We start from the raw sequence: 26,550 nt of genomic DNA, 5'->3' as shown, positions 1-26,550 counted from the left end.
CACATGCGAGCGGGCATGTCCACGGGCTCGCCGCGAGGACCGGCGCGCGCCTAGCGTCCGAGCATGAGAGCACTCACCTGGCACGGCATCGAGGACGTCCGAGTCGCCGAGGTGCCCGACCCCGTCATCCAGCTGCCGACCGACGCGATCATCCGCGTCACCTCCGCCGCGATCTGCGGCTCCGACCTGCACCTGTATCGCGTGCTGGCTCCCTACCTGACCCAGGGCGACGTGCTCGGGCACGAGACGATGGGCGTCGTCGAGGAGGTCGGCGCCGAGGTCACGCGCCTGCAGGTCGGCGACCGCGTCGTCATCCCATTCGTCATCGCCTGCGGCGCGTGCTTCATGTGCGACCGGCAGCGCTTCTCGCAGTGCGAGACGACGCAGAACCGCGACCAGGGCACGGGCGCGTCGCTCTTCGGATACACCTCGATGTACGGCGCCGTGCCCGGCGGGCAGGCGGAGCGGCTGCGCGTGCCGTTCGCCGACGTCGGACCGATCGTCGTCGGCGCCGAGCACCCCGACGAGCGCTACCTGTACCTCTCGGACATCCTGCCGACAGCCCACCAGGCGCTCGAGTACGCCGACCTCGCCGCCGGCGAGACGCTCGGGGTCATCGGCCTCGGACCCGTCGGCCAGCTCGTCGTGCGTCTCGCGATGCGTCGCGGCATCCGCGTCCTCGGCACCGATCCGCAGCCCGAGCGCCGAGCGCTCGCCGAGGAGTGGGGCGCGACGGCCTTCGACGTCGACGACGCCGTCGACGGGATGCGCGACGCGACCGGCGGGCGCGGTCCGGATGCCGTCGTCGAGGCGGTGGGGATGGAGGCGCACGGCAATCCCGTCGCGTCTGCCGCGATCAGCCTCGCGAGCCGACTGCCGAAGGGGCTGGCGCAGCAGGCGATCGAGCACGGCGGCATCGACCGACTCTCGGCGCTCATGACCGCCATCGACGTCGTGCGGCGCGGCGGCACGGTGTCGATCTCCGGCGTCTACGGCGGCGTCGCGGATCCCATGCCGCTGCGCATCATGTTCGACAAGGGCCTGCAGGTGCGCATGGGCCAGTGCGACGTGCGTCGTTGGATCGACGACCTGCTGCCGATCGTCGAGGAGGAGGGCGACGTGCTCGGGCTCGAGTCGCTCGCGACGCATCGCCTGCCGCTCGACGACGCGCCGGGGGCATACCGCACGTTCCAGCGCAAGGAGGACGGCTGCATCAAGGTCGTGCTGAAGCCGGAGCTGCGCCCGGCCTGATCCGGCTCAGCGGCCGACGCGCGTGCCGAGGCGCCGCGCGGCGGCCGTGCCGAGCGCGGTCACGGCGCGCGTGACGGGGGAGCGGCGCACCAGGCGCCCCTCGGTGGGCTCCGCAGGCTGCGCGCCCGCCGAGGGCAGCAGGCGGCCCACGATGCCGGCGACGCGCACGGTGGTCGTGGGAGCGATGCCGTGGACGCGCATGGCGACGTGCGTCCACCACGGCAGGCGCACGTGGGTGCGGCCGGCCAGCACGCCGTCGACCATCGTGCGTGCCGCGCGCTCCGCCGACGTCGACACGATCGGCAGCGACGCGCCTGCGCCGAACCACGCCGCCTCGCGGCTCGGACGGCCGCGGTAGCGCGCGACCTCGTGCGAGCCGGTGCGCATGAGGCCGGGCACGATGGTCGTCGCCGTCACGCCCGTGCCCGCGAGCTCGGCCGACAGGCCCTCCGTGAACCCGATCGCGCCCGCCTTCGCCGCCGTGTACGGCAGCAGATGCGGCACCGCGACGGATCCACCGATGCTCGTCACGATGCCGATGCGGCCGCGACGACGGCGACGCATCGCCGGCAGCACCGCCCAGGCGAGGTGGATGGGGCCGCGCAGCATGACGTCGATCGCGAGGTCGAAGTCCTCGACGCGCATCGTCTCCGCCGGGCCGACGTCGATGACGCCGGCGACGGCGAAGGCGGCGTCGACGGGACCGAGGTCCCGCTCGACGGCGGCGATCCACTGCGCGACGGACGCGGCGTCGCCGACGTCGCACACGCCGCCGTGCATGCGGGCCGAGCCCCGCGCGGCGCGCTCGAGCCTGCGCAGGGCGTGCTCGACGCCCTCCTCGCCGCGCGCCGACACGGCCACGCTCCACCCTCGCCGTGCGAGGTCGAGGGCGACGAGCAGCCCGAGTCCTCGCGACCCGCCGGCGACGACGGCGACGCGTGGGGAGCGGGCGGAGGATCGCAGGGGTCGCATCGGGCGACCGTACGCGGCGCAGCGGTGCTCGGTGCAGGCCCTTGACGCGCCCGACTCGCAGCGGCAGCCATCGAGCGCCGCGTACCGAGCGCTCCTAGGCTGGCACGGTCGCCCGCGACGCCGCGGGTGACGCAGGACCCGCAGGAGGAGCGCGCATGACCGGCCACGAGACGACGCCCATCACGAGGCTCGCGAACGTCCGACCCTGGGGCGAGGACGCCGTCGACATCGACGTGGACGGCACCGTCATCGGGGCGATCCATCCCCACGGGCATGCGCCGCGGCACGAAGGCGTCGTGGTCGACGGCCAGGGGCTCTGCGCGCTGCCCGGCATCGTCAATGCGCACGCGCACGTCGACAAGTCGTGGTGGGGCCTGCCGTGGCAGTCGTACGGCGGCGAGGGCGGCACCGACGGGCGCATCCAGCACGAGCGCGCCCGCCGCGGCGAGCTGGGCATCCCGTCGACGAGCATCACGGGCGCGGTGCTGCACGAGATGGTGCGGCATGGCACGACGGCCATCCGCACGCACGTCGACGTCGACCTCGGCATCGGGCTCGCGGGCATCGAGGCGGTGCAGGAGGCCGCGGCGGCGTACGACGGCGCGCTCGACGTGCAGATCGTCGCGTTCCCGCAGGACGGCGTGCTGCGCCGACCGGGCGTCGATCGGCTGCTCCGTGACGCCGTCGAGGCCGGCGCCGTGCACGTCGGCGGCCTCGACCCCGCGTCGATCGATCGCGATCCCGTCGGCCAGGTCGACCTCATCCTGGGCCTCGCGGCCGACACGGGCGTCGGCGTCGACATCCACCTGCACGACCCCGCCGAGCTCGGCGCCTTCCAGATCGAGCTCGTGCTCGAGCGCGTCGAGCGACTCGGCCTCCAGGGCCGCGTCGTCATCGCGCACGGCTTCGCGGTCGCGCAGCTGCCTCCGCCGCGCCGCGCCGAGCTGCTGCGGCGGATGGGGGAGCAGGGCGTCGCCATGACGACCGTGGCGCCGCTGCGGCTGCCGCAGCTGCCCATGCACGAGCTCGCGGATGCGGGCGTGCGGCTCGGCCTCGGCACCGACGGCATCCGCGACCTGTGGAGCCCCTACGGCGACGGCGACACCCTCGCGATCGCCAGGCAGTACGCCCGCGCGTCGAGCCTCGTGCGCGACGAGGACCTGCTCGGGGCCGTGCGCCTCGCGACGACCGACGGCGCGTGGGCCGTGGGTCGCGACGTGCACGACCTCGTCCAGGGCGCCCGCGCCGACGTCGTGCTCGTCGACGCCGAGCACGCGATGGACGCGCTCGTGCGCCTGCCCGAGCGCTGCATGGTCGTCGCGGGCGGTCGCGTCGTGTCGGCGGCCTGAGCCGCGGACGACGCAGGGGCGCCCACCGTCACGGCGGGCGCCCCTGCGTCGTCAGCGACCGAGCGTCACTCGGGGAACTGGAAGAGCTTCGTCTGCGGCTTCGGCATGCGCATGAAGGGCAGCTGCGCGGCGCGCATCGACGCGTACCAGGCGACGCCCTTCGTGTTGCCGGGGCCGAACTTCGCGGTGATGCGGCGCTTCACGAGGAACGACAGCAGCAGGCAGTCGAGGATCGCGACGGCGATGAACGCCCACAGCACGACGTTGGCGATGAGGCGCACGTCCATCGACTCGAAGAACGTGAGGATGATGACGACGATCATCGCGGGGATCATGAGCATCGCGACCGACAGGCGGGCGTCGACGTAGTCGCGCACGTAGCGCTTCACGGGGCCCTTGTCGCGCGCGGGGAGGTAGCGCTCGTCGCCGCGCTCGAAGCCGAGGCGCTGCTCCTCGCGCACCTTGGCCATCTGCTCGCGCGACTCCTTCTTCGCCTCCTTGCGATCCGTCGGCACGAGGGGGCGCTGGTTGCGCGCGACCTGCTGGCTGCGCTTGGGGGTCGCCGCGCCCTTGCCGTTCGCCTTCGTCGGCTCCGGCTGCACGACGACGTCCTTGGGCTTCGAGAAGAGAGGCACTGCGTTCCTGACGTCGATTCGGAACCCCCATCGTACCGCCGCGGGCCGCTCCTAGGATCGGATGCATGGCATCCGCAGACCTCGACCAGCTCCGCTCCGCCGTCGACGGCGGCTTCGACCGCGCCGTCGGCGACCTCAAGGACCTCGTGCGCATCCCGAGCGTCTCGTGGTCGGCGTACGACCGCGCGCACGTCGCGGCCAGCGCCGAGGCCGTGCGCGAGCTCGTGGCCGGCACGGGTCTCTTCGACGAGGTGCGCATCGAGCAGGTCAACGACGAGCAGGGCCGCGAGGGCCAGCCCGCCGTGCTCGCGCGACGTCCCGCACGGAACGGGGCGCCGACGGTGCTGCTGTACGCGCACCACGACGTGCAGCCCTGGGGCGACGAGGCCCTGTGGCGCACGCCGCCGTTCGAGCCGACCGAGGTGGGGGAGCGCCTCTACGGGCGCGGCGCCTCCGACGACAAGGCGGGCGTCATGACGCACGTCGCCGCGCTGCGCGCGCTGGCCGAGACGCATCCCGACCCCGATCTCGGCGTCGTCGTGTTCATCGAGGGCGAGGAGGAGTTCGGATCGCGCTCGTTCGGGCGCTTCCTGCAGACGCACGCCGAGACGCTCGCAGCCGACGTCATCGTCGTCGCCGACTCCGACAACTGGTCGACCGAGGTGCCCTCGCTCACGGTGGCGCTGCGCGGCAACGTCACGTTCCGCCTCGCCGTGCGCACGCTCGACCACGCGAGCCACTCGGGCATGTACGGCGGTGCCGTGCCCGACGCGATGCTCGCGGCCATCCGCCTGCTCGACACCCTGTGGGCCGCCGACGGCTCGGTCGCCGTCGCGGGTCTCACGAGCCACGACGCCCCGACCCCCGAGCGCAGCGAGGAGCAGCTGCGCGAGGAGGCCGCGCTGCTCGAGGGCGTGCAGCCCATCGGCTCGGGCAGCGTGCTCTCGCGCATGTGGTTCCAGCCGTCGATCACGATCACGGGCATGGATGCGCCGAGCGTCGCCGACGCGTCGAACACGCTGCTGCCCGAGGTGGCCGTGCGCGTCTCGGCACGCATCGCGCCCGGGCAGAGCGCGCAGTCGGCGTTCGACGCGCTGCGCACGCACCTCGAGGCGAACGCTCCCTTCGGCGCGCACGTGGAGATCTCCGACGTCGACCTCGGCGAGCCCGTGCTCGTCGACGTCGACGGCTGGGCCGCGGGCGAGGCGCAGGGCGCCATGGCGGAGGCGTGGGGCGCCGAGCCGGTGCTGCAGGGCATCGGCGGATCGATCCCCTTCATCGCGCAGCTCGTGGCCCAGTTCCCCGAGGCGCAGATCCTCGTGACGGGCGTCGAGGACCCCGAGACCATGGCGCACAGCCCCAACGAGTCGCAGCACCTCGGCGTGCTGCGCAAGGCGATCCTCGCCGAGGCGGCGCTGCTCGCTCGCGCGAACGCGCGGCCGGTGCGATGATCGAGGCAGTGGAATGACCGGCGCGCATCGCGCGTTGGATCTCACGAAGGGGGCACCATGACCGACACCACCACGACTCCGGAGGCCGTCGAGCACGAGCACGGCGTCGCGCTCACCGACGCCGCAGCCGACAAGGTGCGCCGTCTCCTCGAGCAGGAGGGTCGCGACGACCTGCGCCTGCGCGTGGCCGTGCAGCCGGGCGGCTGCTCGGGCCTCATCTACCAGCTGTACTTCGACGAGCGGTACCTCGACGGCGACGCCGTGCGCGACTTCGACGGTGGCGTCGAGGTCATCGTCGACCGCATGAGCGTGCCGTACCTCGATGGCGCGACCATCGACTTCGAGGACTCGATCCAGAAGCAGGGGTTCACGCTCGACAACCCCAACGCCCAGGGCAGCTGCGCCTGCGGCGACAGCTTCCACTGAGCCATGCACGAAGGCCCCGGCGTCCGCGCCGGGGCCTTCGTCGTGCCCGATGCGGTGCGACACGCCCGGCCATGAGACGAACCTGCCCCAGGGGACCGCGCGACACCCATCGGCCGGTCCTCAGCGCTTCCTGGGCGCGTACTAGGATTGACCCGCACAGCACGCATACGTAAGGAAGCAGTCTTGCGCACTCGTCGACCCTCTCGTTGGCTCGCGATCCCCGTGGTCGGCGTGATCACGCTCGCGCTCGCGGGCTGCACGCAGGAGCAGATGCAGGGGTGGCTCCCGTCCACGCCCGGCGTCACGAACCACGTCGACCGCATCGTGGGCCTGTGGGTCACGTCGTGGATCGTCCTGCTCGCGGTCGGTGTCATCACCTGGGGCCTCATGCTCTGGGCCGGCATCGCCTACCGTCGCCGCAAGGGCCAGACGGGCTTCCCGGTGCAGCTGCGGTACAACATGCCGATCGAGGTCTTCTTCACGGTCGTGCCCGTGATCCTCGTCGTCGGCTTCTTCGCCTTCACCGCGCGCGACCAGGCGGCGATCGAGGAGCCGATCGACGACCCCGACGTGTCGGTCACCGTCTTCGCCAAGCGCTGGGCGTGGGACTTCATGTACGAGACGCAGCAGGGCTCGAACGGCGAGGCCTCCGACGCGGTGTACTTCCAGGGCATCCAGGGCCAGGAGATCGAGGGCGGTGGCGTCTCCACCGAGGAGCTGCCGACGCTCTACCTGCCCGTGAACTCGTCGATCGAGATCACGCTCGAGTCGCGCGACGTCGCGCACTCGTTCTGGATCGTGGACTTCCTGTACAAGAAGGACACGCTGCCCGGCGTCACGAACCAGTTCTTCTTCGAGACCGGCGACGTCGAGGGCGTCTTCACGGGCAAGTGCGCCGAGCTCTGCGGCGAGTACCACTCGCTCATGCTGTTCCAGGTCGAGGTCGTGTCGCAGGCCGAGTACGACGCCTACCTCGAGAGCCTCGACGCCGAGGGCAACGTGCTCTCCGGCTCCGACGAGATCGAGCAGTTCGGCGAGGGCCTCAACCCCGTCGTGAACCCGTCGAGCCCCGTGGGCGGCTCCGAGTCCGAGGACTCGACGCCCGAGGCCCCCGCTGACCAGGAAGGCGAGTGATGGCCACCGCAACCGTCCAGGAGGAGCGCATGGGCTCCACGGGCTTCGAGCGCAAGGGCAACGTGCTGGTCAAGTGGATCACCTCCACCGACGCCAAGACCATCGGGTACATGTACCTGATCACGTCGTTCATCTACTTCGCGATCGCCGGCGTCATGGCGCTCATCATCCGTGCGCAGCTCTTCGAGCCCGGTCTCGAGATCGTGCCCACGAAGGAGCAGTACAACCAGCTCTTCACGATGCACGGCACGATCATGCTGCTCATGTTCGCGACGCCGCTCTTCGCGGGCTTCGCCAACGTGCTCATGCCGATCCAGATCGGCTCGCCCGACGTCGCCTTCCCGCGTCTCAACGCGTTCGCCTACTGGCTGTACTCGTTCGGCTCGCTCATGGCCGTCGCCGGCTTCCTCACGCCGCAGGGCGCCGCGTCGTTCGGCTGGACCGCGTACGCGCCGCTGAGCGACGAGACGTTCTCGCCAGGGGCGGGAGCGAACCTCTGGTTCCTCGGCCTCGCGTTGTCGGGCTTCGGCACGATCCTCGGTGGCGTGAACTTCATCACGACGATCATGACGATGCGCGCGCCCGGCATGACGATGTTCCGCATGCCGATCTTCACGTGGAACATCCTCATCACGTCGATCCTCGTGATCATCGCGTTCCCCGTGCTCGCGGCCGCGATGTTCGGCATGGCCGCCGACCGCCTCTTCGGCGCGCACATCTACGACGCGGCCAACGGCGGCGTGCTGCTGTGGCAGCACCTGTTCTGGTTCTTCGGGCACCCAGAGGTGTACATCATCGCGCTGCCGTTCTTCGGCATCATCTCCGAGATCCTGCCGGTGTTCTCGCGCAAGCCCATCTTCGGCTACAAGACCCTCGTCTACGCGACGATCGCGATCGCGGCCCTCTCGGTGGCGGTGTGGGCGCACCACATGTACGTCACGGGATCCGTGCTGCTGCCATGGTTCGCGCTCATGACGATGCTCATCGCGGTGCCGACCGGCGTGAAGATCTTCAACTGGATCGGCACGATGTGGCGCGGCTCCATCACCTGGGACTCGCCCATGGTGTGGTCGATCGGCTTCCTCGTGACGTTCGTCTTCGGTGGCCTCACGGGCGTCATCCTCGCCTCGCCGCCGCTCGACTTCCACCTCTCCGACGGCTACTTCGTCGTCGCGCACTTCCACTACGTCGTCTTCGGCACGGTCGTGTTCGCGATGTTCGCAGGCTTCTACTTCTGGTGGCCGAAGTGGACCGGCAAGATGCTCAACGACCGCCTCGGTCACGTGCACTTCTGGTTCCTCTTCATCGGGTTCCACATGACCTTCCTCATCCAGCACTGGCTGGGCGTCATCGGCATGCCGCGTCGCTACTACAGCTACCTGCCGGAGGACGGCTTCACCTGGATGAACCAGGTCTCGACCGTGGGCGCGTTCATCCTCGCGTTCTCGATGGTGCCGTTCCTCTGGAACGTCTACATCACCGCTCGCCACGGCGAGAAGGTCACGGTCGACGACCCGTGGGGCTCCGGCCGCTCGCTCGAGTGGGCCACGAGCTGCCCGCCGCCCCGCCACAACTTCACGTCGATCCCGCGCATCCGCAGCGAGTCGCCGGCGTTCGACCTGCACCACCCCGAGGTGGGCCCGCAGGTGGGCGTGGGTCCGTTCAAGGATGCCCCCGAGTCGCCCGTGCTCGACATCTCCGAAGGCAAGGTGAAGTAAGCCGATGCGCGCCAACATCGCGATCCTCTGGACGCTCTCGGTCTTCTTCCTGCTCTGCGCAGCCGGCTACACGATCTGGCACATGCTCGCCTACGCGGGCGAGGTCGAGTGGGTGGGCACGATGGGCATGGGCCTGTGCGCCATCCTGGCCGCGTTCATCGCCGCCTACATGGGCATCGTGCACCGCACCTCGGGCGGCGTGCTGCCCGAGGACGACCAGACGGCCCTCATCGACGACGGCGACCCCGAGCTCGGCCACTTCGCGCCGTGGTCGTGGTGGCCCATCGCCCTCGCGGGTGCGCTCATGCTCACCTTCATGGGCCTGGCGATCTCGGTCTTCCTGCTGCCGATCGGTGCCGCCCTCGTGGTCATCATGCTCGTCGGCTGGGTCTACGAGTTCTACCGCGGCAACTTCGGCCGCTGACCCGAGTCCTGCACGAACGCCCCGACCGCGAGGTCGGGGCGTTCGTCGTGAGCGGCGCGCTCAGTCGTCGAGGCGGGGGAGTCCAGCCAGCCATCGGTCGACGTCGGCCTGCGATCGCAGGTGCACGATCACGAGCTCGGGATGCGCTGCCGCGACGTCGGGGATGAGCCGATCGCGGTACTTCCTCCGATGCACCCACGCGTAGCGCACGACGTGCTCGGGGTCCGTGAGGAACGTGCGCAGCGGCGGCTCGACGTTGCCGTGCCAGAGCCGCTCCCTGCGCATGCGGCGCCGGAGCGTGCGGCGGACCAGCCTGCCCATCGAGACCGCCAGCGGAGGGTCGAGCCAGACGAGGGTGTCGGCGCGAGCGGCGAGGCGTGCACGGGCACTGCCGTACTGCCACTCCGAGATCCAGGCGTCCCCGGCCACGAGCGCGTCGACGTCGTCGAGGAACGCCGGTCGAGGCTGCCAGCCCGGCCCGTGGTGCAGGCTGTCGATCTCGGTGTGCGGGATGCCGAGCACGCCCTGCAGCGCACGCGCGAGCGTCGTCTTGCCGGCACCGGACAGCCCGGCGACGAGGACGCGCGTCGGGCGGTGGGGCAGGGGATCGCGTGGGCCGAGCACCCGATGGACGCTACCAGCGGCGTGCCGGTGCTAGTCGGAGGCGGTCGGCGGCGTCGGGCAGACCAGCTTGGCGCGTCCGAGCACGTGCAGCGTCTCGTGGCCGTCCCATGCCTGGCCGCACTCGGGGCAGCCGCGGGCCGTCGCGCGACCTTCGCGGTCCTCGCCCCATGCGCCCAGCTGCGCCGGTCCCGCGAGGCGCACGAGTCGGGCGTTCCACCAGCGGTAGAAGCCTCCTGCGGCGCGGATGCGCGACGCCAACGATTCCCTTCGTGCCATGATCATCAGTGTACTCACGAATGCATGCGAGGATGAGGGCATGACGCGACGCGACGATCTCCTGCTGCTCGACGAGCAGGTCTGCTTCGCCATCGTCACGGCGGCGCGCAACGTCGTCGCGATCTATCGGCCCATCCTCGAGCCCCTCGGGCTCACGCATCCGCAGTACCTCGTCATGCTCGCGCTCTGGGAGCGTGCACCGCGATCGCTCCGTGACCTCGCTGGGACGGTGGCGCTCGAGCCCGCGACGCTGTCGCCGCTCGTGCGCAGGCTCGAGGCCCAGGGGCTCGCCACGCGCATCCGCAGCACCGTCGACGAGCGGGTGCTCGACATCGGGCTCACCGACGCGGGGCGAGCGCTGCGCGAGCAGGCGCTGCGCGTGCCCGAGCAGGTGATGGCGGCCACGGGGATGTCGGCGGAGGCGCTCGTCGCCCTCCGTGACGCGCTGGGACCCTTCTCCGGCACCCGGGACGGCGAGCGGGCGGCGACCGGCGAGCCCGGAGTGACGTAGCCTGGCAGATGGACCACTTCCTAGGAGGACACCCCGCATGCCCGACCTCGCCAATGGCAAGTACGTCTCGCAGTCCGATGCGCTCCGGCAGTGGACGCCGGCCGCACGCGACGTGCTCGTGGAGACCGCCGGCGTCTACGGAGCGTGGGTGACCGAGGAGGAGGTCGGCCACCGCGTGCAGTCCGCGACCGGCATCACGACGAAGCAGCCGGCCCCCGAGTGGGTCGGCAGCCTGCTCGCGCGCGTGGCAGCGGATGCCGAGACGCGCGGCGAGCCGCGCCTCGCCTCGCTGTGCGTGCGCGCCGACCTGTCGGTCGGCGACCACGCGGGCTCGGCGCCCGGCGAGGGCGTGCACGAGCGCGAGCGCCAGGCGGCGCAGGATCGCCTCGACTGCTACCGCGCCTTCGGCGCCACGCTGCCCGACGACGGTGGCCAGCCGCAGCTCACCCCTCGCCGCTCGGTGCGCCCGCCAGCTCCGACGCGCAAGGCGCCGCGCGAGCGGGCCACGCGCACGCCGCGCGCCGCCGCCAACGGCACGATGCGCGTCGTGACGTGCACGAGCTGCTTCATGGAGGTGCCGGCCGGCGCCACGTGCCGCGACTGCGGCGCGACGCTGACGGCCTGACCGGTCCTCGACCGCCTAGGCGTCGAGCGCGGCGCGCACGCGCGGCATGACCTCGGTGCCGAAGAGCTCGATCGTGCGCAGGTTCGCGTCGTGCGGCGTGCCCGACGCGTACTTGAGGTCGAAGCGGTCGAGCCCGAGGTCGCTGGCCGCGCGTACGATCTTCGCGGCGACCGTCTCGGGCGATCCGACGAACAGCGCACCGTCGTCGCTCGCGGCATCGTCGAACTCCCGCACGCTCGCCGGACCCCAGCCTCGCTCGGCGCCGATGCGGTTGCGCTGCGCGATCCAGTGCGGCCGCAGCAGCTCGCGCGCCTCGGCGTCCGTCTCGGCGACGAGGCCGGGGGAGTGCAGGCCGACGCGGCCGCCGTCGTGCGCGAAGCGCGTCATGGCGTCGCGGTAGAGGCTCGCGAACGGTGCGAACGCCTTCGGGCTGCCGCCAATGACGGCGAGCATGAGGTCGAAGCCGTACCGCGCGGTGCGCACGACCGACTGCGGCGTGCCGCCCACGCCGACCCACACGGGCATGCGGCCACCCGCGGCCGACGCCTGCGAGCGCGGCCACACCTGCTGGTCGGCGAGCGACGCGCGCAGCGTGCCGCTCCACGTCACGGGCTGCTCTGCGACGAGCGCCGCGAGCAGCTCGAGCCGCTCCTCGAAGAGCGTCTCGTAGTCCTCGAGTCGGAAGCCGAAGAGCGGGAAGGACTCCACGAAGGAGCCACGGCCCACGATGAGCTCCGCGCGACCGTTCGAGAGGCCGTCGATCGTCGCGAACTGCTCGAACACCCGCACGGGATCCGCCGACGACAGCACCGTCACCGCGGTGCCGAGGCGGATGCGCTCGGTCGCGGTCGCGAGGGCGCCGAGCACGACCTCCGGCGCCGTCAGCGCGAAGTCGGCACGGTGATGCTCGCCGAGCCCCAGGAAGTCGACGCCGACGCGGTCGGCGAGCACGCCCTCGGCGACGACCTCGCGGATCGTGCGGGGATGCGCGTCGGGCTCCGCACCCAGGACGTCGCCGAAGGTGTGGAGCCCGAACTGCAGCATGCGCGGATCAGTGATGCGAGGCGCGCTCGACCTCGGCCTTCGTGACCGGCTCGATGCGGTCCTCGAAGAACCAGCGCGAGAGCGCTGCGCGGACGTGGGTGCCCGTCGTGATGCGACCGCGCTCGTCGGGGCGCACCTTGGCGGGCTCCGGCGACTCGAAGGCCTTCAGCTTCCACGACTCGTACTCGTCGAGGCCCTGGTGCACCTCGATGTACTCGCCACCCGGTCGGCGCACGATGCGGCCCGACTCGAAGCCGTGCAGCAGGATCTCGCGGTCCTTCTTCTGGAGGCCGAGCGCGACGCGCTTCGTCACCCAGAAGGCGATGATCGGACCGAGGAAGATGAGCGCCTGCAGCACCCACGTGACCTGGAACACGTTGAGATGGAAGTGCGTGGCGATGAGGTCCGACGACGCACCCGCCCACATGACCGCGTAGAACACGACGCCGGCTGCGCCGATCGCGGTGCGGGTCGGGGCGTTGCGGGGACGGTCGGCGAGGTGGTGCTCCCGCTTGTCCTGCGTGACCCACGCCTCGATGAACGGGTAGAACATCACGAGCACGATGAAGAGTCCGAGGACGGCCATCGGGATGAGGATGTTCCACGAGAACGTCAGGCCGAAGAGCTCCGTCTCCCAGCCTGGCGCGAGACGCAGCGCACCGTCGGCGAAGCCGATGTACCAGTCGGGCTGCGTGCCTGCCGAGACGGGCGATGGGTCGTATGGCCCGTAGTTCCAGATCGGGTTGATCGTGAACGTCGCGGCGATCGCCATGATGACGCCGAAGACGAGGAAGAAGAAGCCACCGGCCTTCGCGGCGAACACCGGCATGATCGGCACGCCGACGACGTTCTCGTTCGTCTTGCCGGGGCCTGCGAACTGCGTGTGCTTGTTGAGCACCAGCAGCACCATGTGCATGCCGAGCAGCACGATGAGGATCGCGGGCAGCAGCATGATGTGCAGCACGAAGAGCCTCGGGATGACGTCGACGCCAGGGAACATGCCGCCGAAGAGCAGGTACGAGATCCAGCCGCCGACCAGCGGGATGGCCTTGACCATGCCGTTGATGATCGCGAGGCCGTTGCCCGAGAGCAGGTCGTCGGGGAGCGAGTAGCCCGTGAAGCCCTCGGCCATCGCGAGGATGAAGAGCAGGAAGCCGATGACCCAGTTGAGCTCGCGCGGCTTGCGGAACGCGCCCGTGAAGAACACGCGCAGCATGTGCAGGCCGATGGAGGCCACGAACAGCAGCGCCGCCCAGTGGTGCACCTGGCGCATGAGCAGGCCGCCGCGGATGTCGAACGAGATGTCGAGCGACGACGCGTAGGCGATCGACATCTCGATGCCCTTGAGCGGCACGTACGAGCCCTCGTAGGTCGTGTGCCCCATCGACGGGTCGAAGAAGAACGTCAGGAACGTGCCCGAGAGCAGGATCACGACGAACGAGTAGAGCGCGACCTCGCCGAGCATGAACGACCAGTGGTCGGGGAAGATCTTGCGCCCGAGGTAGGCGGTGACGCCCGAGATGCTCGTGCGCTCGTCGAGGTAGTTCGCAGCCCACGACGTGACCGTCTTGCGCTGCTGCGGCGCCTGCGACGCGGGCGCTGCGTTGGGGGACTGGGTGGTGGTCATGCTCGCTGCTCCGTGGTGGTGCCGGCGACCTGCACGTGTCCGTCCTCGTCGACGTCATGGAGACGCTCGAAGTACGAGGGACCGACGGGCTCGGTGAAGTCGCGCTGTGCGATGAGGTAGCCCTCGTCGTCGACCGTGATCGGCAGCTGGGGCAGGGGGCGCTTCGCGGGGCCGAAGATGACCTTGCAGTGGTTCTTCACGTCGAAGGTCGACTGGTGGCACGGGCAGAGCAGGTGGTGCGTCTGCTGCTCGTACAGAGCGACAGGGCAACCGACGTGGGTGCAGATCTTGGAGTAGGCGACGATGCCGTCGTACGACCAGCCTGCACGTTCGGGGGACTCGTTGAGCGCGTCGGCGGGCAGGCGCATGAGCAGCACCGCTGCCTTGGCCTTCTCGTCGAGCGGGTGCTCCGACTCCTCGAGATCCTCGGGGATCACGTGGAAGGCGGAGCCGTAGGACACGTCCTCGGCACGGATGGGCGTGCCGGTGGGGTCGAGGCACAGTCGCGTGCCCGCCTCCCACATGGTGTGGGCGAACACGTCCGTGGGCACCTCGTCGGCCGGTGCGAGGTCGCGGAAGAGCACGACGGCGGGCAGCGGCACGACGGCGAGGGCGCCGATGAGCGAGTTGCGGATGAGCGAGCGGCGCGAGAAGCCCGACTCCTGGTCGCCGAGCGTGAAGACCTCGACGGCCTTCGCGCGGGTGGCGTCGGAGCCGCGCGTCGGGTGACGCAGGTCGACGTGCTCCTCGTCGCTCATGAGCTGCTTCGACCAGTGCACCGCACCGATGCCGATGGACAGCAGCGCGAGCGCGATGCCGAGGCCGAGGAGGAGGTTGTTCATCCTCGTCGTCGTGAGGTCGCCCGGGGTGATCGGCACGGCGATGTACGCCGCGACGGCGACGATCGAGCCGAGGGCCGACACGAGGAACCACGTGAAGACCGTGCGCTCGGCGCGCTTCGCCTTCTCGGGGTGGAGATCGGTCTGGCGCTTCCGGTGCGGGGGCAGCCCAGGGTTCTCGAACTCGCTCGATCGCTCGAGCGCCGCATCGCGGTGGAGCTCGACGTCCTGCATCTTCGTCTCCTCGGCCATCAGTTGGGCTTCGCCGTCAGCCAGACCGTGATCGCCACGATGCCGCCGAGACCGAAGATCCAGATGAACAGACCCTCGGACACGGGGCCGAGCGAGCCCAGGTCGAAGCCACCGACGCTCGGGTTCTCGTCGAGGAAGTGGAGGTAGGCGATGATGTCGGCCTTCTCCTCGGGCGAGATGTTGTCGTCGTTGAACACCGGCATGTTCTGCGGACCCGTGAGCATGGCCTCGTAGATGTGCGCGGCGTCGATGTCGTGCAGGTCGGGGGCGAACTTGCCCTCGGTGAGCGCACCGCCGGCGCCGGCCACGTTGTGGCACATGGCGCAGTTGATGCGGAAGATCTCGCCACCGTTGGCGACGTTGGCGTCGGCGGTGTCGAGCACCTCCTCGCTCGGCACGTCGGGTCCCGGTGCGAGCGCGGCGATGTACTCGCCCATCGCGTCGGACTGCTCCTGCGAGAACTGCGGCGTGCGCGCCATGCCCTGCGGGCCGGAGAACGCGAGCGGCATGCGGCCCGTCATGACCTGGAAGTCGACCGAGGCCGCGCCGACGCCGATGAGGCTCGGGCCCTCGGGCGTGCCCTCGGCGTTGACGCCGTGGCAGGAGGCGCAGTTGGCCTGGAAGAGCTGCTCGCCGTCGTCGGCCGTGAGCTGCGTCGGCGCCTGCGACGACGCGTCTGCGGATGCGACCTGCCCGACGACCGTCGAGACGCCGCCTGCTGCGACGAGGCCGAGCACGAGGAGACCGAGGCTCGCGAGCGGGTGTCGCCTGCCGGTCTTCTTGCTGCGGTGTGCCAAGAGAAGCGCCCTTCCTAGCGGAGCCAGTAGATGATGAGGTACAGGGCGATCCAGACCACGTCGACGAAGTGCCAGTAGTACGACACGACGATGGCGCTGGTCGCCTCCTTGTGACCGAAGTGCTTGACCGCGTAGGCCCGACCGATCACGAAGAGGAAGGCGATGAGGCCGCCCGAGACGTGGAGGCCGTGGAAGCCCGTGGTGATGTAGAACGCGGAGCCGTACGCGCTCGTCGCGAGCGTCACGCCCTCGTGCACGAGCACGGCGTACTCGAACACCTGCAGGATGATGAAGACGGCGCCCATGGCGTAGGTGAGGAAGAACCACTCGACCATGCCCCAGGACTTGACGTTCCACAGCGCGCCCGTGCGCACCTTCTGCAGGCGCTCGGCCGCGAAGACGCCGAACTGGCACGTCACCGACGACAGCACGAGGATCGTCGTGTTGATCGTCGCGAACGGCACGTTCAGCAGCGAGGACTCGTTCTGGAACAGGTCGCCGGTCGTGGAGCGCAGGGTGAAGTAGATCGCGAAGAGAGCCGCGAAGAACATGACCTCGCTGCCCAGCCACACGATGGTCCCGACCGCGACGCTGTTGGGCCGACGCACGAGCTGCGTCGTCCCAGGGTGGGAGAGGGAGGTGCTGGTCACAGGTCCATCCTAGGCGACTCTCGGGGCGCTCTCGGCGGCAGGTGCCAGGCGTGGCGTCGATAGGCTGTCGCCCATGGAGCCCAAGTCCTGGCCCGGCGTCCTCGAGACGCTGTTGACCCCTGATGATCTCACGATCGGGCAGGCGGAGTGGGCGATGGACCAGGTCGTCACCGGCCGCGCGGAGCCTGCGCAGCTCGGCGCGTTCCTCGCTGCCCTGCGTGCGAAGCGCGAGTCGGTCGACGAGCTCGTCGGATTCCGGGATGCGATCCTCGCGAACGCCGTCGAGCTCCCGGGCGAGTCGCTCGTCCTCGACATCGTCGGCACGGGCGGCGATCGGCACGGCACCGTCAACGTCTCGACGATGGCGAGCATCGTGTGCGCCGCCGCCGGCGTGCCGGTGCTGAAGCACGGCAACCGTGCCGTGTCGTCGCTCACGGGCGCGTCGGACGTGCTCTCCGAGCTCGGCGTCATCCCCGCCGACGACGACCCCGGCGTCGTGCGGGCGATCCTCGACGAGGCCGGCATCTCGTTCGCCTGGGCCATGCGGTTCCACCCCGGATTCCGACACGCCGGACCCGTGCGCGCGGCGCTCGGCGTGTCGACCGTGTTCAACCAGCTCGGCCCGCTCGTGCACCCTGCGCGTCCCGAGGTCACGGCATGCGGCGTCGCTGACCGCTCGCGCATCCAGAACTTCGTCGGCGTCTTCGCGACGCGCGGCGGCACGGCGTTCGTGTTCCGCGGCGAGGACGGCCTCGACGAGCTCACGACCACCGGCCACTCCGAGCTGTGGGAGGTCGTGCGCGGCGACGTCGTCGAGCACGACGTCGATCCGCGCGAGCTCGGCATCCCGCTCGCGTCGATGAGCGACCTCGTCGGCGGCGACCCGGCGGCGAACGCCGAGACGGTGCGACGCACGATCACGGGGGAGCGGGGACCCGTGCGGGACATCGTGCTGCTCAACGCCGCCGCCGCGCTCGCCGCATGGCGCGTGCACGCCGACCCGCGCCAGGGCGACCGATCGCTGCGCGAGCGCATGGCCGAGACGCTGCTCGTCGCCGCGGACGCCATCGACTCCGGCGCCGCCGCTGCGACCCTCGAGCGCTGGCGCGTCGCGGCCTCGCGCACCCGAACGGGCGCCTGACCGTGGAGCGGCGCGTCGCCGAGCAGGCGCTGGGCGCCGGCCCCATGGCGACGCTGCTCGAGGATCGCACCGTCGACGCGCGTCTCGGCTCGCGCGACACCGTCGAGCCGTGGCGCCGCGTGCCCGTGCGCTGGGGCGACCACGGCACGCGCTCGCTGCTCGTCACGGCGCTGACCGCGAGCGCCGTGCTCGTCGCCTACGGCATCACGCTGCTGCTCGAGCAGCCGCCGGCGCTCGAGGCGCTGCTCGCGCTGCGCGTGCTCGGCATCGTGCTGCTCGTGCTCGCCATCGCGCTCGCGCCCGCGTCCCGGGATGCCCGGCTGCTCGCGAGCTGGGCGCTGCTGCTGCACGCGCTCGTCGCGATCGCGGGCACGGTCATGGTGTCGACCGACGTCTTCGGCAGGCTGCGCATCGGGGCCGTGTCGGCCGTGGAGTTCGCCGGCTTCATCACCTGGGTCGCCGTCATGCTGCTGCTGCGCATGCGGCATCCGCTCACGGTCCTCACGAGCCTCATGGGCGGCTGCCTCGCCGGGCTCGCGTTCTTCGGACGCGTGCTGCCGCTCGTGCGCGAGCGCTTCGCGGAGAAGGACGGCGGCCAGGTCGCCGTGCTCACGGTCGACGACGACGCGATCGCGAGCCTCGTCATCGTCGGCGTCGGCGTGGCCCTCGTGATCTTCGCGTGGTGGATCGACGGCTGGGCTCGCGTGCTGCTGCCGCTCGAGGCGCCCGACCCGTCGGTGCCCGTGCGCAGCGAGCGCGACCGCATCCGTCTCGCCGGCATCCTCACGGCGTGCATGCTCGACCCCGTGGCGATCGTGCTGCTGCACCTCGCCAAGCAGCCGACGGCCGAGTCGCGCCTCGACGACGACGAGGACTGGTTCGCGACGGCGCTGCTCGTCGTCGCGTACGCGAAGCTCACGATCTGCTGGGTCGCCGTCACCACGATCGCGATCTGGCTGCTCGATCCCACCTGGTCGTAGCGAAGCCGCCACGACGCGCGAGAGGGGGCCGGCGATGCCGACCCCCTCTCGCTGCGCGTGCGCCTACTGCACGTCGTCGTCGACCCAGTCGAGGGTCTTCTGCACGGCCTTCTTCCACAGGCGGTAGGTGCGCTCGCGCTCGGCCTCGTCGAGCTGCGGCTCCCAGCGCTTGTCCTCCTGCCAGTTGGCGCGCAGCTCGTCGAGGTTCGCCCAGAAGCCGACGGCGAGGCCGGCGGCGTAGGCGGCGCCGAGCGCCGTCGTCTCGGCGACGACCGGGCGCACGACCGCGACGCGCAGGATGTCGGCCTGGAACTGCATGAGCAGATCGTTGGCGACCATGCCGCCGTCGACCTTGAGCTCCGTGAGGTCCACGCCGGAGTCGGCGTTGACCGCATCCACGACCTCCGCCGTCTGGAACGCCGTCGACTCGAGCGCCGCACGAGCGATGTGCCCCTTGTTCACGAATCGCGTGAGGCCCACGAGCGCACCGCGGGCGTCGGGACGCCAGTACGGCGCGAAGAGGCCCGAGAACGCCGGCACGAAGTACGCGCCGCCGTTGTCGTCGACGCTCGTCGCGAGCTGCTCGACCGAGGGAGCGTCGTTGATGAGCCCCAGGTTGTCGCGCAGCCACTGGATGAGCGAGCCCGTCACGGCGATCGATCCCTCGAGCGCGTAGTGGGTGGGCTCGTCGCCGATCTTGTAGCCGACGGTCGTGAGCAGCCCGTTCTTCGAGTGGACGATCTCCTCGCCCGTGTTGAAGATGAGGAAGTTGCCCGTGCCGTAGGTGTTCTTCGCCTCGCCCTTGTCGAACGCCGCCTGGCCGAACGTCGCCGCCTGCTGGTCGCCGAGGATGCCCGTGATGGGCGTCTCGCGCAGCAGGCTCGCGTCGCTCGCGACGCCGAACTCGCCGGACGACGACCTGATCTCCGGGAGCATCGAGGCCGGCACGCCGAAGTCGGCGAGGATCGACTCGTCCCACGAGAGCGTCTCGAGGTCCATGAAGAGCGTGCGGGACGCGTTCGTCACGTCGGTCGCGTGCACGCCGCCGTCGACGCCGCCCGTGAGGTTCCACAGCACCCAGGTGTCGGTCGTGCCGAACAGCAGGTCGCCGGCCTCGGCCTTCTCGCGCGCACCCTCGACGTTCTCGAGGATCCACACGATCTTCGTGCCCGAGAAGTACGTCGCGAGCGGCAGGCCCACGGTCTTCTTGTAGCGCTCGACGTCGCCGTCGGCGAGACGGTCGACGATCTTCTGCGTGCGCGTGTCCTGCCACACGATGGCGTTGTAGACGGGCTCGCCCGTGGTCTTGTCCCAGACGACCGCGGTCTCGCGCTGGTTGGTGATGCCGATGGCCTTCACGTTGTGACGGGTCACGTTGGCCTTCGACAGCGCCTGGCCGATGACCTCGCGCGTGTTGGACCAGATCTGCTTCGGGTCGTGCTCGACCCATCCGGCCTTGGGGAAGATCTGCTCGTGCTCGAGCTGGCCGGTCGAGACGATGCTCCCGGCGTGGTCGAACAGGATGGCGCGCGTCGAGGTGGTGCCCTGATCGATCGCGATGACGTAGTCGTCAGCCATTGTCACTCCTTCGTGGTGGGTTCTTCGCTGAGGCTAGGGGTGCGCGCTGTGCGCGGACCCTGGGGTGGCGATGGAGGGGGACGCGCCCCCTCCATCGCCGCGGGTCAGGCTGCGATGCCGCTCGCGAGCAGCACGGGTGCGAGCACGCCTGCGAGCGCGCCACCGATGAGGGGGCCCACGACGGGCACCCATGCGTAGCCCCAGTCGCTGTCGCCCTTGCCCTTGATGGGCAGGACGGCGTGCGCGATGCGCGGCATGAGGTCACGGGCGGGGTTGATGGCGTAGCCGGTGGGGCCACCGAGCGAGGCGCCGATCGCGACGACCGTGAAGGCCACGGCGAGGGCGCCGAGCGGGCCGACGACCGTGGCATCGCCGCCGCCGCCGTTGAGGCCGAACGAGAGGATGACGAACACGAGCACGAACGTCGCGATGATCTCCGTCACGAGGTTCCAGCCGTACGAGCGGATGCCCGGGCCGGTCGAGAACGTGCCGAGCTTGGCGCCCGGGTCCTCCTCCGCGTCGAAGTGCTGCTTGTACGACGCCCATGCGAGCACGGCACCGATGAACGCACCGACGAGCTGGCCGAGGATGGAGACGCCGTACGCGGCCCACTGCACCTCGGCGCCGGTGGCGAGGCCGTTGGCGATGAGGCCGACCGTGACGGCCGGGTTGAGCTGCGCACCGGAGTAGCCGGAGACGAGGACGCCTGCGAAGACCGCGAGTCCCCAGCCGAAGTTGATCATGAGGAAGCCGCCGCCGAAGCCCTTCGTCTTCGCGAGGACGACGTTCGCGACGACGCCGGCACCGAGGAGCAGCAGCATCGCCGTGCCCACGGTCTCCGACAGGAAGACCAAACCGAGATTGTCCAACTGGAACCTGCTTTCCACATCGACGCGGGCGGTCACCCGGGCCCTCGCCAGCGAGAGCAGCGCCAGCCTATGCCTGCGCCATGCACGGCGGGAGGTGTGACACGTCACGCGTCGCGGGACATCCCTGGCCGCCGTCGAGCCGGCGGGCGTAGGTTGGCCGTGACGTCCGCCCCCGATGGAAGTGGGAGACCATGAAGAAGCTGATCAACGACCCGTCGAAGGTGGTGGACGAGGCCGTCGCGGGCATCGCCGCAGCGCACCCCGAGCTGCGGGTGATCGTCGATCCGCCCTACGTCATCGCGCGCGGCGACGCACCCGTGCAGGGCAAGGTCGGGCTCGTCTCGGGCGGCGGCTCGGGCCACGAGCCGCTGCACGGCGGCTTCGTGGGACACGGCATGCTCGACGCGGCCGTGCCCGGCGCGGTCTTCACGTCGCCGACGCCCGACCCCATCGTCGCCGCGACGAAGGCCGTCGACGGCGGCGCGGGCGTGCTGCACATCGTGAAGAACTACACGGGCGACGTGCTGAACTTCGAGACGGCGGCCGACCTCGCGCTCGCCGAGGGCATCGAGGTCGAGTCGGTGATCATCGACGACGACGTCGCGGTGCAGGACTCGCTCTACACGGCCGGGCGTCGCGGCGTCGCGGGCACGCTGCTCGTCGAGAAGATCGCCGGGGCCGCCGCCGAGCGCGGCGACGCGCTCGCCGAGGTCGCTGAGATCGCACGCACCGTCAACGCCAACGTGCGCTCGATGGGCATGGCGCTGGCCCCCTGCACCGTGCCGCACGCCGGCGAGCCCTCGTTCGACCTCGGCCCCGACGAGATCGAGATCGGCATCGGCATCCATGGCGAGCCCGGCCGGGCGCGCATCGCGATGGAGCCGGCCGATGCCATCGTCGACCGCCTGCTCGCACCGATCCTCGACGACCTGCCGTTCGCGTCCGGCGACCGCGTGCTGCTGTTCGTCAACGGCATGGGCGGCACGCCGCTCGTCGAGCTCTACGTCGTCTTCCGACGCGCTGCCGAGGTGCTGGCCTCGCACGGGATCCAGGTCGCGCGCACGCTCGTGGGCAGCTACGTCACGAGCCTCGACATGCAGGGCTGCTCGATCTCGGTGCTGCGGCTCGACGACGCGCTCACGGAGCTGTGGGACGCGCCGGTGCAGACGCCGGCGCTGCGCTGGGGACGCTGATGGCGCTCGACGCCGACTGGACGCGGCGCTGGATCGAGCTCGTCGCCGACCGCGTCGCGGAGCGCAAGGCCGAGCTGTCGCACCTCGACCGCGACATCGGCGACGGCGATCACGGCGAGAACCTCGACCGCGGCTTCACGGCGGTGCGGTCGCGCCTCGCGGACCTCGATGCCGACGCGACGCCGGGCGCCATCCTCAAGCTCGTCGCGACGACGCTCATCTCGACGGTCGGCGGCGCGAGCGGCCCGCTCTACGGCACGGCGTTCCTCAAGGCGTCGATGGCTGCCGGCGACGCCGAGACGCTCGACGACCGTCTCGCCGACGTGCTGGCGGCGGCGCGCGACGGCATCGTGGCGCGCGGCAAGGCCGAGGTCGGCGACAAGACGATGGTGGATGCGTGGACCCCGGCCGTCGACGCGGCAGCCGCGGCACCCGACGCCGTCGCGGCGCTCGCCGCGGCAGCCGACGCCGCGGAGGCCGGCGCGGCGGCGACCGAGCCGCTCGTCGCGCGCAAGGGTCGTGCGTCCTACCTGGGGGAGCGCGCCATGGGGCACCGCGACCCGGGCAGCGAGTCGACGGCGCTCATCCTGCGCGCGGCGGCCGAGGCGTGAGCGTCGGCCTCGTCGTCGTCTCGCACTCCGCGCAGATCGCGGCGGGGATCGTGGAGCTCGCGGGCCAGATGGCCGACGACGTCGCCATCGTCGCGGCGGGTGGCACCGACGACGGCGGCATCGGCACGTCGTTCGACCTCGTGACGGCGGGGCTGGAGGCTGCGGACTCGGGCGACGGCGTCGTCGTGCTGTGCGACCTCGGGTCGGCGGTGCTCACGGCCGAGACGGCGCTCGACCTGCTCGACGACGACGCACGGGCGCGCGTGCGCGTCGCGGATGCGCCGATCGTCGAGGGCGCGGTCGCCGCGGCGGTCGCGGCCCAGGCGGGCGACGTCCTCGAGGCCGTGCTGTCGGCGGCGGAGACGGCACGGGGATCGGCGCACGCCGACGCCGCGGAGCCGGGCGTGCCGGCCGGCCCGTCGCGCACGCTCACGCTCGTGAACGCCTCCGGCCTCCACGCGCGTCCGGCCGCCGAGCTCGTGCAGCTCATCGCGACGTTCGACGCCACCGTGCTCGTGAACGGCGTCGACGCGCGCAGCATGCTGCGCATCCTCGGGCTCGGGCTCGACCGCGGCGCGACGATCGAGGTGTCCGCCACCGGCGCGCAGGCGCGGGAGGCCGTCGAGGCCGTCGCCGCGCTCGTCGAGCGCGGCTTCGGCGAGTCGTGAGCGGCGGCGTCGTCGGGGTCGACGACCTGCGCGCTCGCCTGGCCGCCCCACCGCTCGACGCGTTGGACCTCGACGACGTCGACCGGGCGCTCGTCGTCGACGCCATCGGCGCGCTCGACGACGACGACGCGGCGCAGGTGGCCGCGGCGTCGACCGCCCTCCTCGCCGGCATCGGCCGCGCCGAGCGGTCGCCCGCGCATCCGTTCGCCGCGCTCGATCGGCCCGACGCGCGCGCACCGGGGATGCTGCCGATCCTCGCGCTCGTGGCGACCGCCGCCGACGTGGTCGCGTGGCTGCAGGCGCGCGGCCTCGACGAGGAGACCGCCTCGTCGGGGGTCGCCGACCTCGGGCAGCAGCTGCGCGTGCATCGTCGCGCGACCGGGGTCGGCGGCATCGACACGGCCGACTGGCTCGCGTCGCCGTGGTCGGGCGCGCTGCTGCGGCACGGAGCCCTGCAGGTCGAGCACGTGCGGCATCCGCGTCTCGGCTGGGTGCGGTCGCTGCACGTGCCGGCCGACGCGCCGCTCGACCGGGCGTCCGTCGACGCATCGATCGCCGCCTCGGCCGTCGTCGGCGCGCTGGCGTTCCCCGAGCGCACGACCGACGTCGTGCACTGCGCGTCGTGGATGCTCGACCCGTGGATCGTCGAGGCCCTGCCGGGCAGCAGGCTCGCCGCCCTCGCTGCGCGGTTCGAGCCCGTGGCCGACGACGAGGACGCCGCCGACGACGTGCTGTGGTTCGTCTGGGGCCGCCGTCCGCCATGGCCGGCGCTCGCCGCGCTGCCGCGCGACACGAGCCTGCGTCGCGTCCTCGCCGCTCGGATCGAGGCGGGCGGACGCCCGATCGTGCGCGAGGGCGTGCTCGCGGCCTGACGGCGAGCGTCCCGCGACGACCGGCGTCAGCGGGCCGCGACGTCCTCGGACGTCTCGTCGGCCTCGTCCTCGCGTCGCCGAGGCGAGAGCCGCAGCGTCGCGACGAAGCCCAGCGCCACGAAGCCCGCCGCTGCGAACGCGGCGGCACGGGTGCCGTCGCTGAACGCGATGCGCGCGTCGTCGGCCGCCGCCGCATCCTGCGCCTCGAGCCCGGCGATCGCGGTGCCGCTCGAGTCGACGACGGTCGCGACGATCTGCTGCCGCGCGGCATCGGGCACGCCGCGGTCGTCGAGGCGCGCGTCGAGGATGCCCGACACGCTCGAGAACAGGATGGTGCCGAGCACGGCGATGCCCAGCGCGGAGCCGACCTGCCTCGCGGTGCTCTGGGTGCCGGAGCCCTGGCCGCTGCGGTCGACGGGCACGTCCTGCAGCACGACGTTCGTGAGCTGCGCCGTCGCGAGGCCGACGCCGAAGCCGTAGACGAACAGGCCGGGCACGATCGCGTACCAGGGGCTGTCGGGGCGGATCGCGACCGCGACGCCGACGAGGCCCACGACCTCGGCGAGGAGGCCGACGCGCACGATGCGCACGGCGGGCAGCCGCGATCCGAACGCGCCGGCGAAGCCGCTCGCGACGAACGAGCCGATCGCGAGCGCCAGCAGCACCGTGCCCGTCTGCAGGGCGTCGTAGCCGAGCACGCCCTGCAGCCACAGCGGCAGCGAGAGGATGATGCCGAACTCGCCGAGCGACACGATGAGGGCCGCGACGTTGCCGTTGCGGAACGACGGGATGCGCAGCAGCGAGAAGGCGAGCATCGCCGACCGGCCCGAGCGCTCGCGCCGCAGGCCCCACCAGACGAAGCATGCGCCGGCGACGAGGGTGAGCGCGAAGGCGAACGGGATGGGGGACACCTCGAGCGTCCACCACGAGGGCACGTCGTCGGTGGCCGTCCACCAGCCGTAGCTGCGCCCCTCGATGAGGCCGAAGACCAGCGCACCCGTCGTGACGATCGCGAGGAGCGCGCCGAGCACGTCGATCCCGCCGCGCTCCGCATCCCGCGACTCGGCGACGAACAGCAGCAGGCCGACGACGACGAGCGCGCCGAGGGGCACGTTGATGCCGAAGGCCCATCGCCACGAGAACGCCGTCGTGAGCCAGCCGCCCAGCAGCGGACCGACGGCGGCCATGCCGCCGATGGTCGAGCCCCAGATCGCGAACGCGATGCCCCGGTCCTTGCCGCGGAAGGTCGCGTTGATGATCGACAGGGTCGTCGGCAGGATCATCGCGCCACCGACGCCCTGCAGCACGCGAGCGCCGATGAGCAGGTCGCCCGTCGGGGCGAGGGCGGCCAGCACCGACGCGCCCATGAAGATCGCGACGCCGACGAGCAGCATGCGGCGTCGTCCGACGCGATCGGCGATCGCACCGAGCGTGAGCAGCAGCGCGGCGAAGACGAGCGTGTAGCTCTCCTGCACCCACTGCACCTGCGTCGACGTGATGTCGAGATCCCCGACGATCGCCGGGATCGCCACGTTCACGATCGTCGAGTCGACGATGATGAGCGCGACGGCGATGCTGATGGCGACGAGCCCGAGCCACCGGCTGCGGGCGCTGCGTTCCGTGGTCACCAGTGCACTCTCCGCCTGCGCGGCGCGGAGGGCAAGCCCGCGCGGTGCGGCGGTCGGTCGTCAGACGACGAGGGCGCCGTACTCGTCGGGGTGCTGCTGCACGAGCGCGCGCACGAACGGGCACGACGGCACGATCGAGCGTCCGGCTGCGACCGCCTCGTCGAGGGCGGCGCGCACCACCTGCGTGCCGTACCCGCGGCCGCCGAACTCGGGATACGTCTGCGTGTGCGGGAACGCGCGGCGCCCCGCGTGGTCGGCGTAGTCGACGAAGCTCACGAGCCGACCGTCGACGCGCAGCTCGAATCGGCCCTGCTCGACGGCGTCCACGATCTCGACCGTGGGGTCCTGCTGCGCCTCGCTCATGCAGTCAGGGTAGGGCTGCGCGACGCGCGACACGAGGGGCTG

General features: G+C 71.4%; 28 protein-coding genes. 15 read left to right on the top strand and 13 right to left on the bottom strand.

All coding sequences use genetic code 11. The features are described from left to right. Nucleotides 1-63: 63 nt before the first annotated feature. Nucleotides 64-1,251, top strand: coding sequence for an alcohol dehydrogenase catalytic domain-containing protein (locus FS793_RS02710; protein ID WP_144718263.1), 1,188 nt, complete (start codon nucleotides 64-66; stop codon nucleotides 1,249-1,251). A 6-nt stretch (nucleotides 1,252-1,257) separates the two neighbouring features. Here the strand turns inward: FS793_RS02710 and FS793_RS02705 are convergent, their stop codons facing one another. Further along, the gene (locus FS793_RS02705; protein WP_144718261.1) at nucleotides 1,258-2,223 is read right to left on the bottom strand and encodes an SDR family NAD(P)-dependent oxidoreductase; all 966 of its coding nucleotides are present in this window, start codon (nucleotides 2,221-2,223) and stop codon (nucleotides 1,258-1,260) included. A 155-nt stretch (nucleotides 2,224-2,378) separates the two neighbouring features. On the opposite strand from FS793_RS02705, the gene FS793_RS02700 reads away from it, so the two are divergent. Continuing rightward, nucleotides 2,379-3,572 carry an amidohydrolase family protein gene (locus FS793_RS02700; RefSeq protein WP_144718258.1) on the top strand — a complete coding sequence of 398 codons (1,194 nt, stop codon included), beginning with the start codon at nucleotides 2,379-2,381 and terminating at the stop codon, nucleotides 3,570-3,572. A 65-nt stretch (nucleotides 3,573-3,637) separates the two neighbouring features. Here the strand turns inward: FS793_RS02700 and FS793_RS02695 are convergent, their stop codons facing one another. After that, nucleotides 3,638-4,207: a DUF3043 domain-containing protein gene (locus tag FS793_RS02695; protein ID WP_144718256.1), complete on the bottom strand. Its 570-nt coding sequence runs from the start codon at nucleotides 4,205-4,207 to the stop codon at nucleotides 3,638-3,640. Between the two features lie 65 nt (nucleotides 4,208-4,272). On the opposite strand from FS793_RS02695, the gene FS793_RS02690 reads away from it, so the two are divergent. The 5 genes from FS793_RS02690 to ctaF all read left to right on the top strand — a co-directional run bounded on the left by FS793_RS02690 (nucleotide 4,273) and on the right by ctaF (nucleotide 9,360). Continuing rightward, nucleotides 4,273-5,658 carry a dipeptidase gene (locus FS793_RS02690; protein ID WP_144718254.1) on the top strand — a complete coding sequence of 462 codons (1,386 nt, stop codon included), beginning with the start codon at nucleotides 4,273-4,275 and terminating at the stop codon, nucleotides 5,656-5,658. A gap of 57 nt (nucleotides 5,659-5,715) precedes the next feature. After that, complete coding sequence (locus FS793_RS02685) at nucleotides 5,716-6,084, top strand: HesB/IscA family protein (protein WP_144718252.1); 369 nt, start codon at nucleotides 5,716-5,718, stop codon at nucleotides 6,082-6,084. Between the two features lie 183 nt (nucleotides 6,085-6,267). Next, a complete protein-coding gene (gene ctaC / locus FS793_RS02680) occupies nucleotides 6,268-7,218 on the top strand; it encodes an aa3-type cytochrome oxidase subunit II (protein ID WP_260979986.1) in 951 nt (316 codons plus the stop codon). Next, nucleotides 7,218-8,936: an aa3-type cytochrome oxidase subunit I gene (ctaD, locus tag FS793_RS02675; RefSeq protein WP_144718250.1), complete on the top strand. Its 1,719-nt coding sequence runs from the start codon at nucleotides 7,218-7,220 to the stop codon at nucleotides 8,934-8,936. The genes ctaC and ctaD overlap by 1 nt, the downstream gene beginning before the upstream one ends. A gap of 4 nt (nucleotides 8,937-8,940) precedes the next feature. Next, nucleotides 8,941-9,360, top strand: a complete 420-nt coding sequence (gene ctaF / locus FS793_RS02670) for an aa3-type cytochrome oxidase subunit IV (RefSeq protein WP_144718248.1) — start codon at nucleotides 8,941-8,943, stop codon at nucleotides 9,358-9,360. A gap of 60 nt (nucleotides 9,361-9,420) precedes the next feature. On the opposite strand, the gene FS793_RS02665 is transcribed toward ctaF, so the two are convergent. Both FS793_RS02665 and FS793_RS02660 read right to left on the bottom strand, forming a co-directional pair. Further along, nucleotides 9,421-9,984, bottom strand: coding sequence for an AAA family ATPase (locus FS793_RS02665; RefSeq protein WP_144718246.1), 564 nt, complete (start codon nucleotides 9,982-9,984; stop codon nucleotides 9,421-9,423). A 30-nt stretch (nucleotides 9,985-10,014) separates the two neighbouring features. Then, the gene (locus FS793_RS02660; protein WP_186329291.1) at nucleotides 10,015-10,260 is read right to left on the bottom strand and encodes a hypothetical protein; all 246 of its coding nucleotides are present in this window, start codon (nucleotides 10,258-10,260) and stop codon (nucleotides 10,015-10,017) included. A gap of 40 nt (nucleotides 10,261-10,300) precedes the next feature. On the opposite strand from FS793_RS02660, the gene FS793_RS02655 reads away from it, so the two are divergent. Both FS793_RS02655 and FS793_RS02650 read left to right on the top strand, forming a co-directional pair. Further along, nucleotides 10,301-10,771, top strand: a complete 471-nt coding sequence (locus FS793_RS02655; protein WP_144718243.1) for a MarR family winged helix-turn-helix transcriptional regulator — start codon at nucleotides 10,301-10,303, stop codon at nucleotides 10,769-10,771. 37 nt (nucleotides 10,772-10,808) lie between these two features. Next, nucleotides 10,809-11,396 carry a hypothetical protein gene (locus tag FS793_RS02650; RefSeq protein WP_144718241.1) on the top strand — a complete coding sequence of 196 codons (588 nt, stop codon included), beginning with the start codon at nucleotides 10,809-10,811 and terminating at the stop codon, nucleotides 11,394-11,396. 15 nt (nucleotides 11,397-11,411) lie between these two features. Here FS793_RS02650 and FS793_RS02645 read toward each other — a convergent pair whose 3' ends face one another. Genes FS793_RS02645 through ctaE form a run of 5 tightly spaced genes read right to left on the bottom strand, consistent with a single transcriptional unit; the run spans nucleotide 11,412 to nucleotide 16,605 of the window. Further along, nucleotides 11,412-12,440 (bottom strand): LLM class flavin-dependent oxidoreductase, encoded by a 1,029-nt coding sequence (locus FS793_RS02645; RefSeq protein ID WP_144718239.1) that lies wholly within the window; start codon nucleotides 12,438-12,440, stop codon nucleotides 11,412-11,414. 7 nt (nucleotides 12,441-12,447) lie between these two features. After that, on the bottom strand, nucleotides 12,448-14,067 hold the full coding sequence (qcrB, locus tag FS793_RS02640; protein ID WP_144718237.1) for a cytochrome bc1 complex cytochrome b subunit: 1,620 nt from the start codon (nucleotides 14,065-14,067) through the stop codon (nucleotides 12,448-12,450). After that, nucleotides 14,064-15,140 carry a cytochrome bc1 complex Rieske iron-sulfur subunit gene (qcrA, locus tag FS793_RS02635; protein ID WP_260979985.1) on the bottom strand — a complete coding sequence of 359 codons (1,077 nt, stop codon included), beginning with the start codon at nucleotides 15,138-15,140 and terminating at the stop codon, nucleotides 14,064-14,066. The genes qcrB and qcrA overlap by 4 nt, the downstream gene beginning before the upstream one ends. A gap of 17 nt (nucleotides 15,141-15,157) precedes the next feature. After that, entirely contained in the window at nucleotides 15,158-15,955 is a 798-nt protein-coding gene (gene qcrC, locus FS793_RS02630) for a cytochrome bc1 complex diheme cytochrome c subunit (RefSeq protein ID WP_144718233.1), read from the bottom strand. Nucleotides 15,956-15,969: 14 nt separating this feature from the next. Next, nucleotides 15,970-16,605 carry an aa3-type cytochrome oxidase subunit III gene (ctaE, locus tag FS793_RS02625; RefSeq protein ID WP_144718231.1) on the bottom strand — a complete coding sequence of 212 codons (636 nt, stop codon included), beginning with the start codon at nucleotides 16,603-16,605 and terminating at the stop codon, nucleotides 15,970-15,972. Between the two features lie 73 nt (nucleotides 16,606-16,678). On the opposite strand from ctaE, the gene trpD reads away from it, so the two are divergent. Both trpD and FS793_RS02615 read left to right on the top strand, forming a co-directional pair. Continuing rightward, nucleotides 16,679-17,746, top strand: a complete 1,068-nt coding sequence (gene trpD, locus FS793_RS02620) for an anthranilate phosphoribosyltransferase (RefSeq protein WP_144718229.1) — start codon at nucleotides 16,679-16,681, stop codon at nucleotides 17,744-17,746. A 2-nt stretch (nucleotides 17,747-17,748) separates the two neighbouring features. Continuing rightward, a complete protein-coding gene (locus FS793_RS02615) occupies nucleotides 17,749-18,726 on the top strand; it encodes a hypothetical protein (RefSeq protein ID WP_144718227.1) in 978 nt (325 codons plus the stop codon). Between the two features lie 63 nt (nucleotides 18,727-18,789). On the opposite strand, the gene glpK is transcribed toward FS793_RS02615, so the two are convergent. Further along, nucleotides 18,790-20,304, bottom strand: coding sequence for a glycerol kinase GlpK (glpK, locus tag FS793_RS02610; protein ID WP_144718225.1), 1,515 nt, complete (start codon nucleotides 20,302-20,304; stop codon nucleotides 18,790-18,792). A gap of 104 nt (nucleotides 20,305-20,408) precedes the next feature. Further along, nucleotides 20,409-21,125, bottom strand: a complete 717-nt coding sequence (locus FS793_RS02605; RefSeq protein WP_440130453.1) for an MIP/aquaporin family protein — start codon at nucleotides 21,123-21,125, stop codon at nucleotides 20,409-20,411. Nucleotides 21,126-21,364: 239 nt separating this feature from the next. Between FS793_RS02605 and dhaK the strand changes: the two genes are divergently transcribed. The 4 genes from dhaK to FS793_RS02585 are packed head-to-tail and all read left to right on the top strand — an operon-like array spanning nucleotide 21,365 to nucleotide 24,517. Then, nucleotides 21,365-22,366 (top strand): dihydroxyacetone kinase subunit DhaK, encoded by a 1,002-nt coding sequence (gene dhaK, locus FS793_RS02600; protein ID WP_144718221.1) that lies wholly within the window; start codon nucleotides 21,365-21,367, stop codon nucleotides 22,364-22,366. Further along, nucleotides 22,366-22,977 (top strand): dihydroxyacetone kinase subunit DhaL, encoded by a 612-nt coding sequence (gene dhaL / locus FS793_RS02595; protein WP_144718219.1) that lies wholly within the window; start codon nucleotides 22,366-22,368, stop codon nucleotides 22,975-22,977. The genes dhaK and dhaL overlap by 1 nt, the downstream gene beginning before the upstream one ends. Further along, entirely contained in the window at nucleotides 22,974-23,645 is a 672-nt protein-coding gene (gene dhaM, locus FS793_RS02590; RefSeq protein WP_144718217.1) for a dihydroxyacetone kinase phosphoryl donor subunit DhaM, read from the top strand. The genes dhaL and dhaM overlap by 4 nt, the downstream gene beginning before the upstream one ends. Beyond that, on the top strand, nucleotides 23,642-24,517 hold the full coding sequence (locus FS793_RS02585; protein ID WP_144718215.1) for an acyltransferase domain-containing protein: 876 nt from the start codon (nucleotides 23,642-23,644) through the stop codon (nucleotides 24,515-24,517). Before dhaM ends, FS793_RS02585 begins: the two co-directional genes overlap by 4 nt. Nucleotides 24,518-24,543: 26 nt before the next feature. Here the strand turns inward: FS793_RS02585 and FS793_RS02580 are convergent, their stop codons facing one another. Both FS793_RS02580 and FS793_RS02575 read right to left on the bottom strand, forming a co-directional pair. Continuing rightward, the gene (locus FS793_RS02580) at nucleotides 24,544-26,145 is read right to left on the bottom strand and encodes an MFS transporter (RefSeq protein WP_144718213.1); all 1,602 of its coding nucleotides are present in this window, start codon (nucleotides 26,143-26,145) and stop codon (nucleotides 24,544-24,546) included. Nucleotides 26,146-26,205: 60 nt separating this feature from the next. Next, nucleotides 26,206-26,508, bottom strand: coding sequence for a GNAT family N-acetyltransferase (locus tag FS793_RS02575; RefSeq protein ID WP_144718211.1), 303 nt, complete (start codon nucleotides 26,506-26,508; stop codon nucleotides 26,206-26,208). Nucleotides 26,509-26,550 lie beyond the last annotated feature (42 nt).

The organism is Agrococcus jejuensis (genome assembly GCF_007679035.1).
GTDB classification, from domain to species: Bacteria; Actinomycetota; Actinomycetes; order Actinomycetales; family Microbacteriaceae; genus Agrococcus; species Agrococcus jejuensis_A.
The sequence above is the reverse complement of the archived record's forward strand: the minus strand, read 5'-3'. Positions and strand labels throughout refer to the sequence as shown.

Excerpts from the sequence above, each read along its gene's own strand:
- trpD (WP_144718229.1), top strand. The coding sequence starts at position 16,679 with ATGGAGCCCAAGTCCTGGCCCGGCGTCCTCGAGACGCTGTTGACCCCT.
- FS793_RS02655 (WP_144718243.1), top strand. The coding sequence starts at position 10,301 with ATGACGCGACGCGACGATCTCCTGCTGCTCGACGAGCAGGTCTGCTTC.
- ctaF (WP_144718248.1), top strand. The coding sequence starts at position 8,941 with ATGCGCGCCAACATCGCGATCCTCTGGACGCTCTCGGTCTTCTTCCTG.
- FS793_RS02685 (WP_144718252.1), top strand. The coding sequence starts at position 5,716 with ATGACCGACACCACCACGACTCCGGAGGCCGTCGAGCACGAGCACGGC.
- FS793_RS02650 (WP_144718241.1), top strand. The coding sequence starts at position 10,809 with ATGCCCGACCTCGCCAATGGCAAGTACGTCTCGCAGTCCGATGCGCTC.
- FS793_RS02605 (WP_440130453.1), bottom strand. The coding sequence starts at position 21,125 with ATGCTGCTGCTCCTCGGTGCCGGCGTCGTCGCGAACGTCGTCCTCGCG.
- FS793_RS02700 (WP_144718258.1), top strand. The coding sequence starts at position 2,379 with ATGACCGGCCACGAGACGACGCCCATCACGAGGCTCGCGAACGTCCGA.
- dhaK (WP_144718221.1), top strand. The coding sequence starts at position 21,365 with ATGAAGAAGCTGATCAACGACCCGTCGAAGGTGGTGGACGAGGCCGTC.
- FS793_RS02660 (WP_186329291.1), bottom strand. The coding sequence starts at position 10,260 with ATGGCACGAAGGGAATCGTTGGCGTCGCGCATCCGCGCCGCAGGAGGC.
- FS793_RS02575 (WP_144718211.1), bottom strand. The coding sequence starts at position 26,508 with ATGAGCGAGGCGCAGCAGGACCCCACGGTCGAGATCGTGGACGCCGTC.
- qcrA (WP_260979985.1), bottom strand. The coding sequence starts at position 15,140 with ATGCAGGACGTCGAGCTCCACCGCGATGCGGCGCTCGAGCGATCGAGC.
- qcrB (WP_144718237.1), bottom strand. The coding sequence starts at position 14,067 with ATGACCACCACCCAGTCCCCCAACGCAGCGCCCGCGTCGCAGGCGCCG.
- FS793_RS02690 (WP_144718254.1), top strand. The coding sequence starts at position 4,273 with ATGGCATCCGCAGACCTCGACCAGCTCCGCTCCGCCGTCGACGGCGGC.
- glpK (WP_144718225.1), bottom strand. The coding sequence starts at position 20,304 with ATGGCTGACGACTACGTCATCGCGATCGATCAGGGCACCACCTCGACG.
- FS793_RS02645 (WP_144718239.1), bottom strand. The coding sequence starts at position 12,440 with ATGCTGCAGTTCGGGCTCCACACCTTCGGCGACGTCCTGGGTGCGGAG.
- ctaD (WP_144718250.1), top strand. The coding sequence starts at position 7,218 with ATGGCCACCGCAACCGTCCAGGAGGAGCGCATGGGCTCCACGGGCTTC.
- FS793_RS02710 (WP_144718263.1), top strand. The coding sequence starts at position 64 with ATGAGAGCACTCACCTGGCACGGCATCGAGGACGTCCGAGTCGCCGAG.
- FS793_RS02705 (WP_144718261.1), bottom strand. The coding sequence starts at position 2,223 with ATGCGACCCCTGCGATCCTCCGCCCGCTCCCCACGCGTCGCCGTCGTC.
- dhaL (WP_144718219.1), top strand. The coding sequence starts at position 22,366 with ATGGCGCTCGACGCCGACTGGACGCGGCGCTGGATCGAGCTCGTCGCC.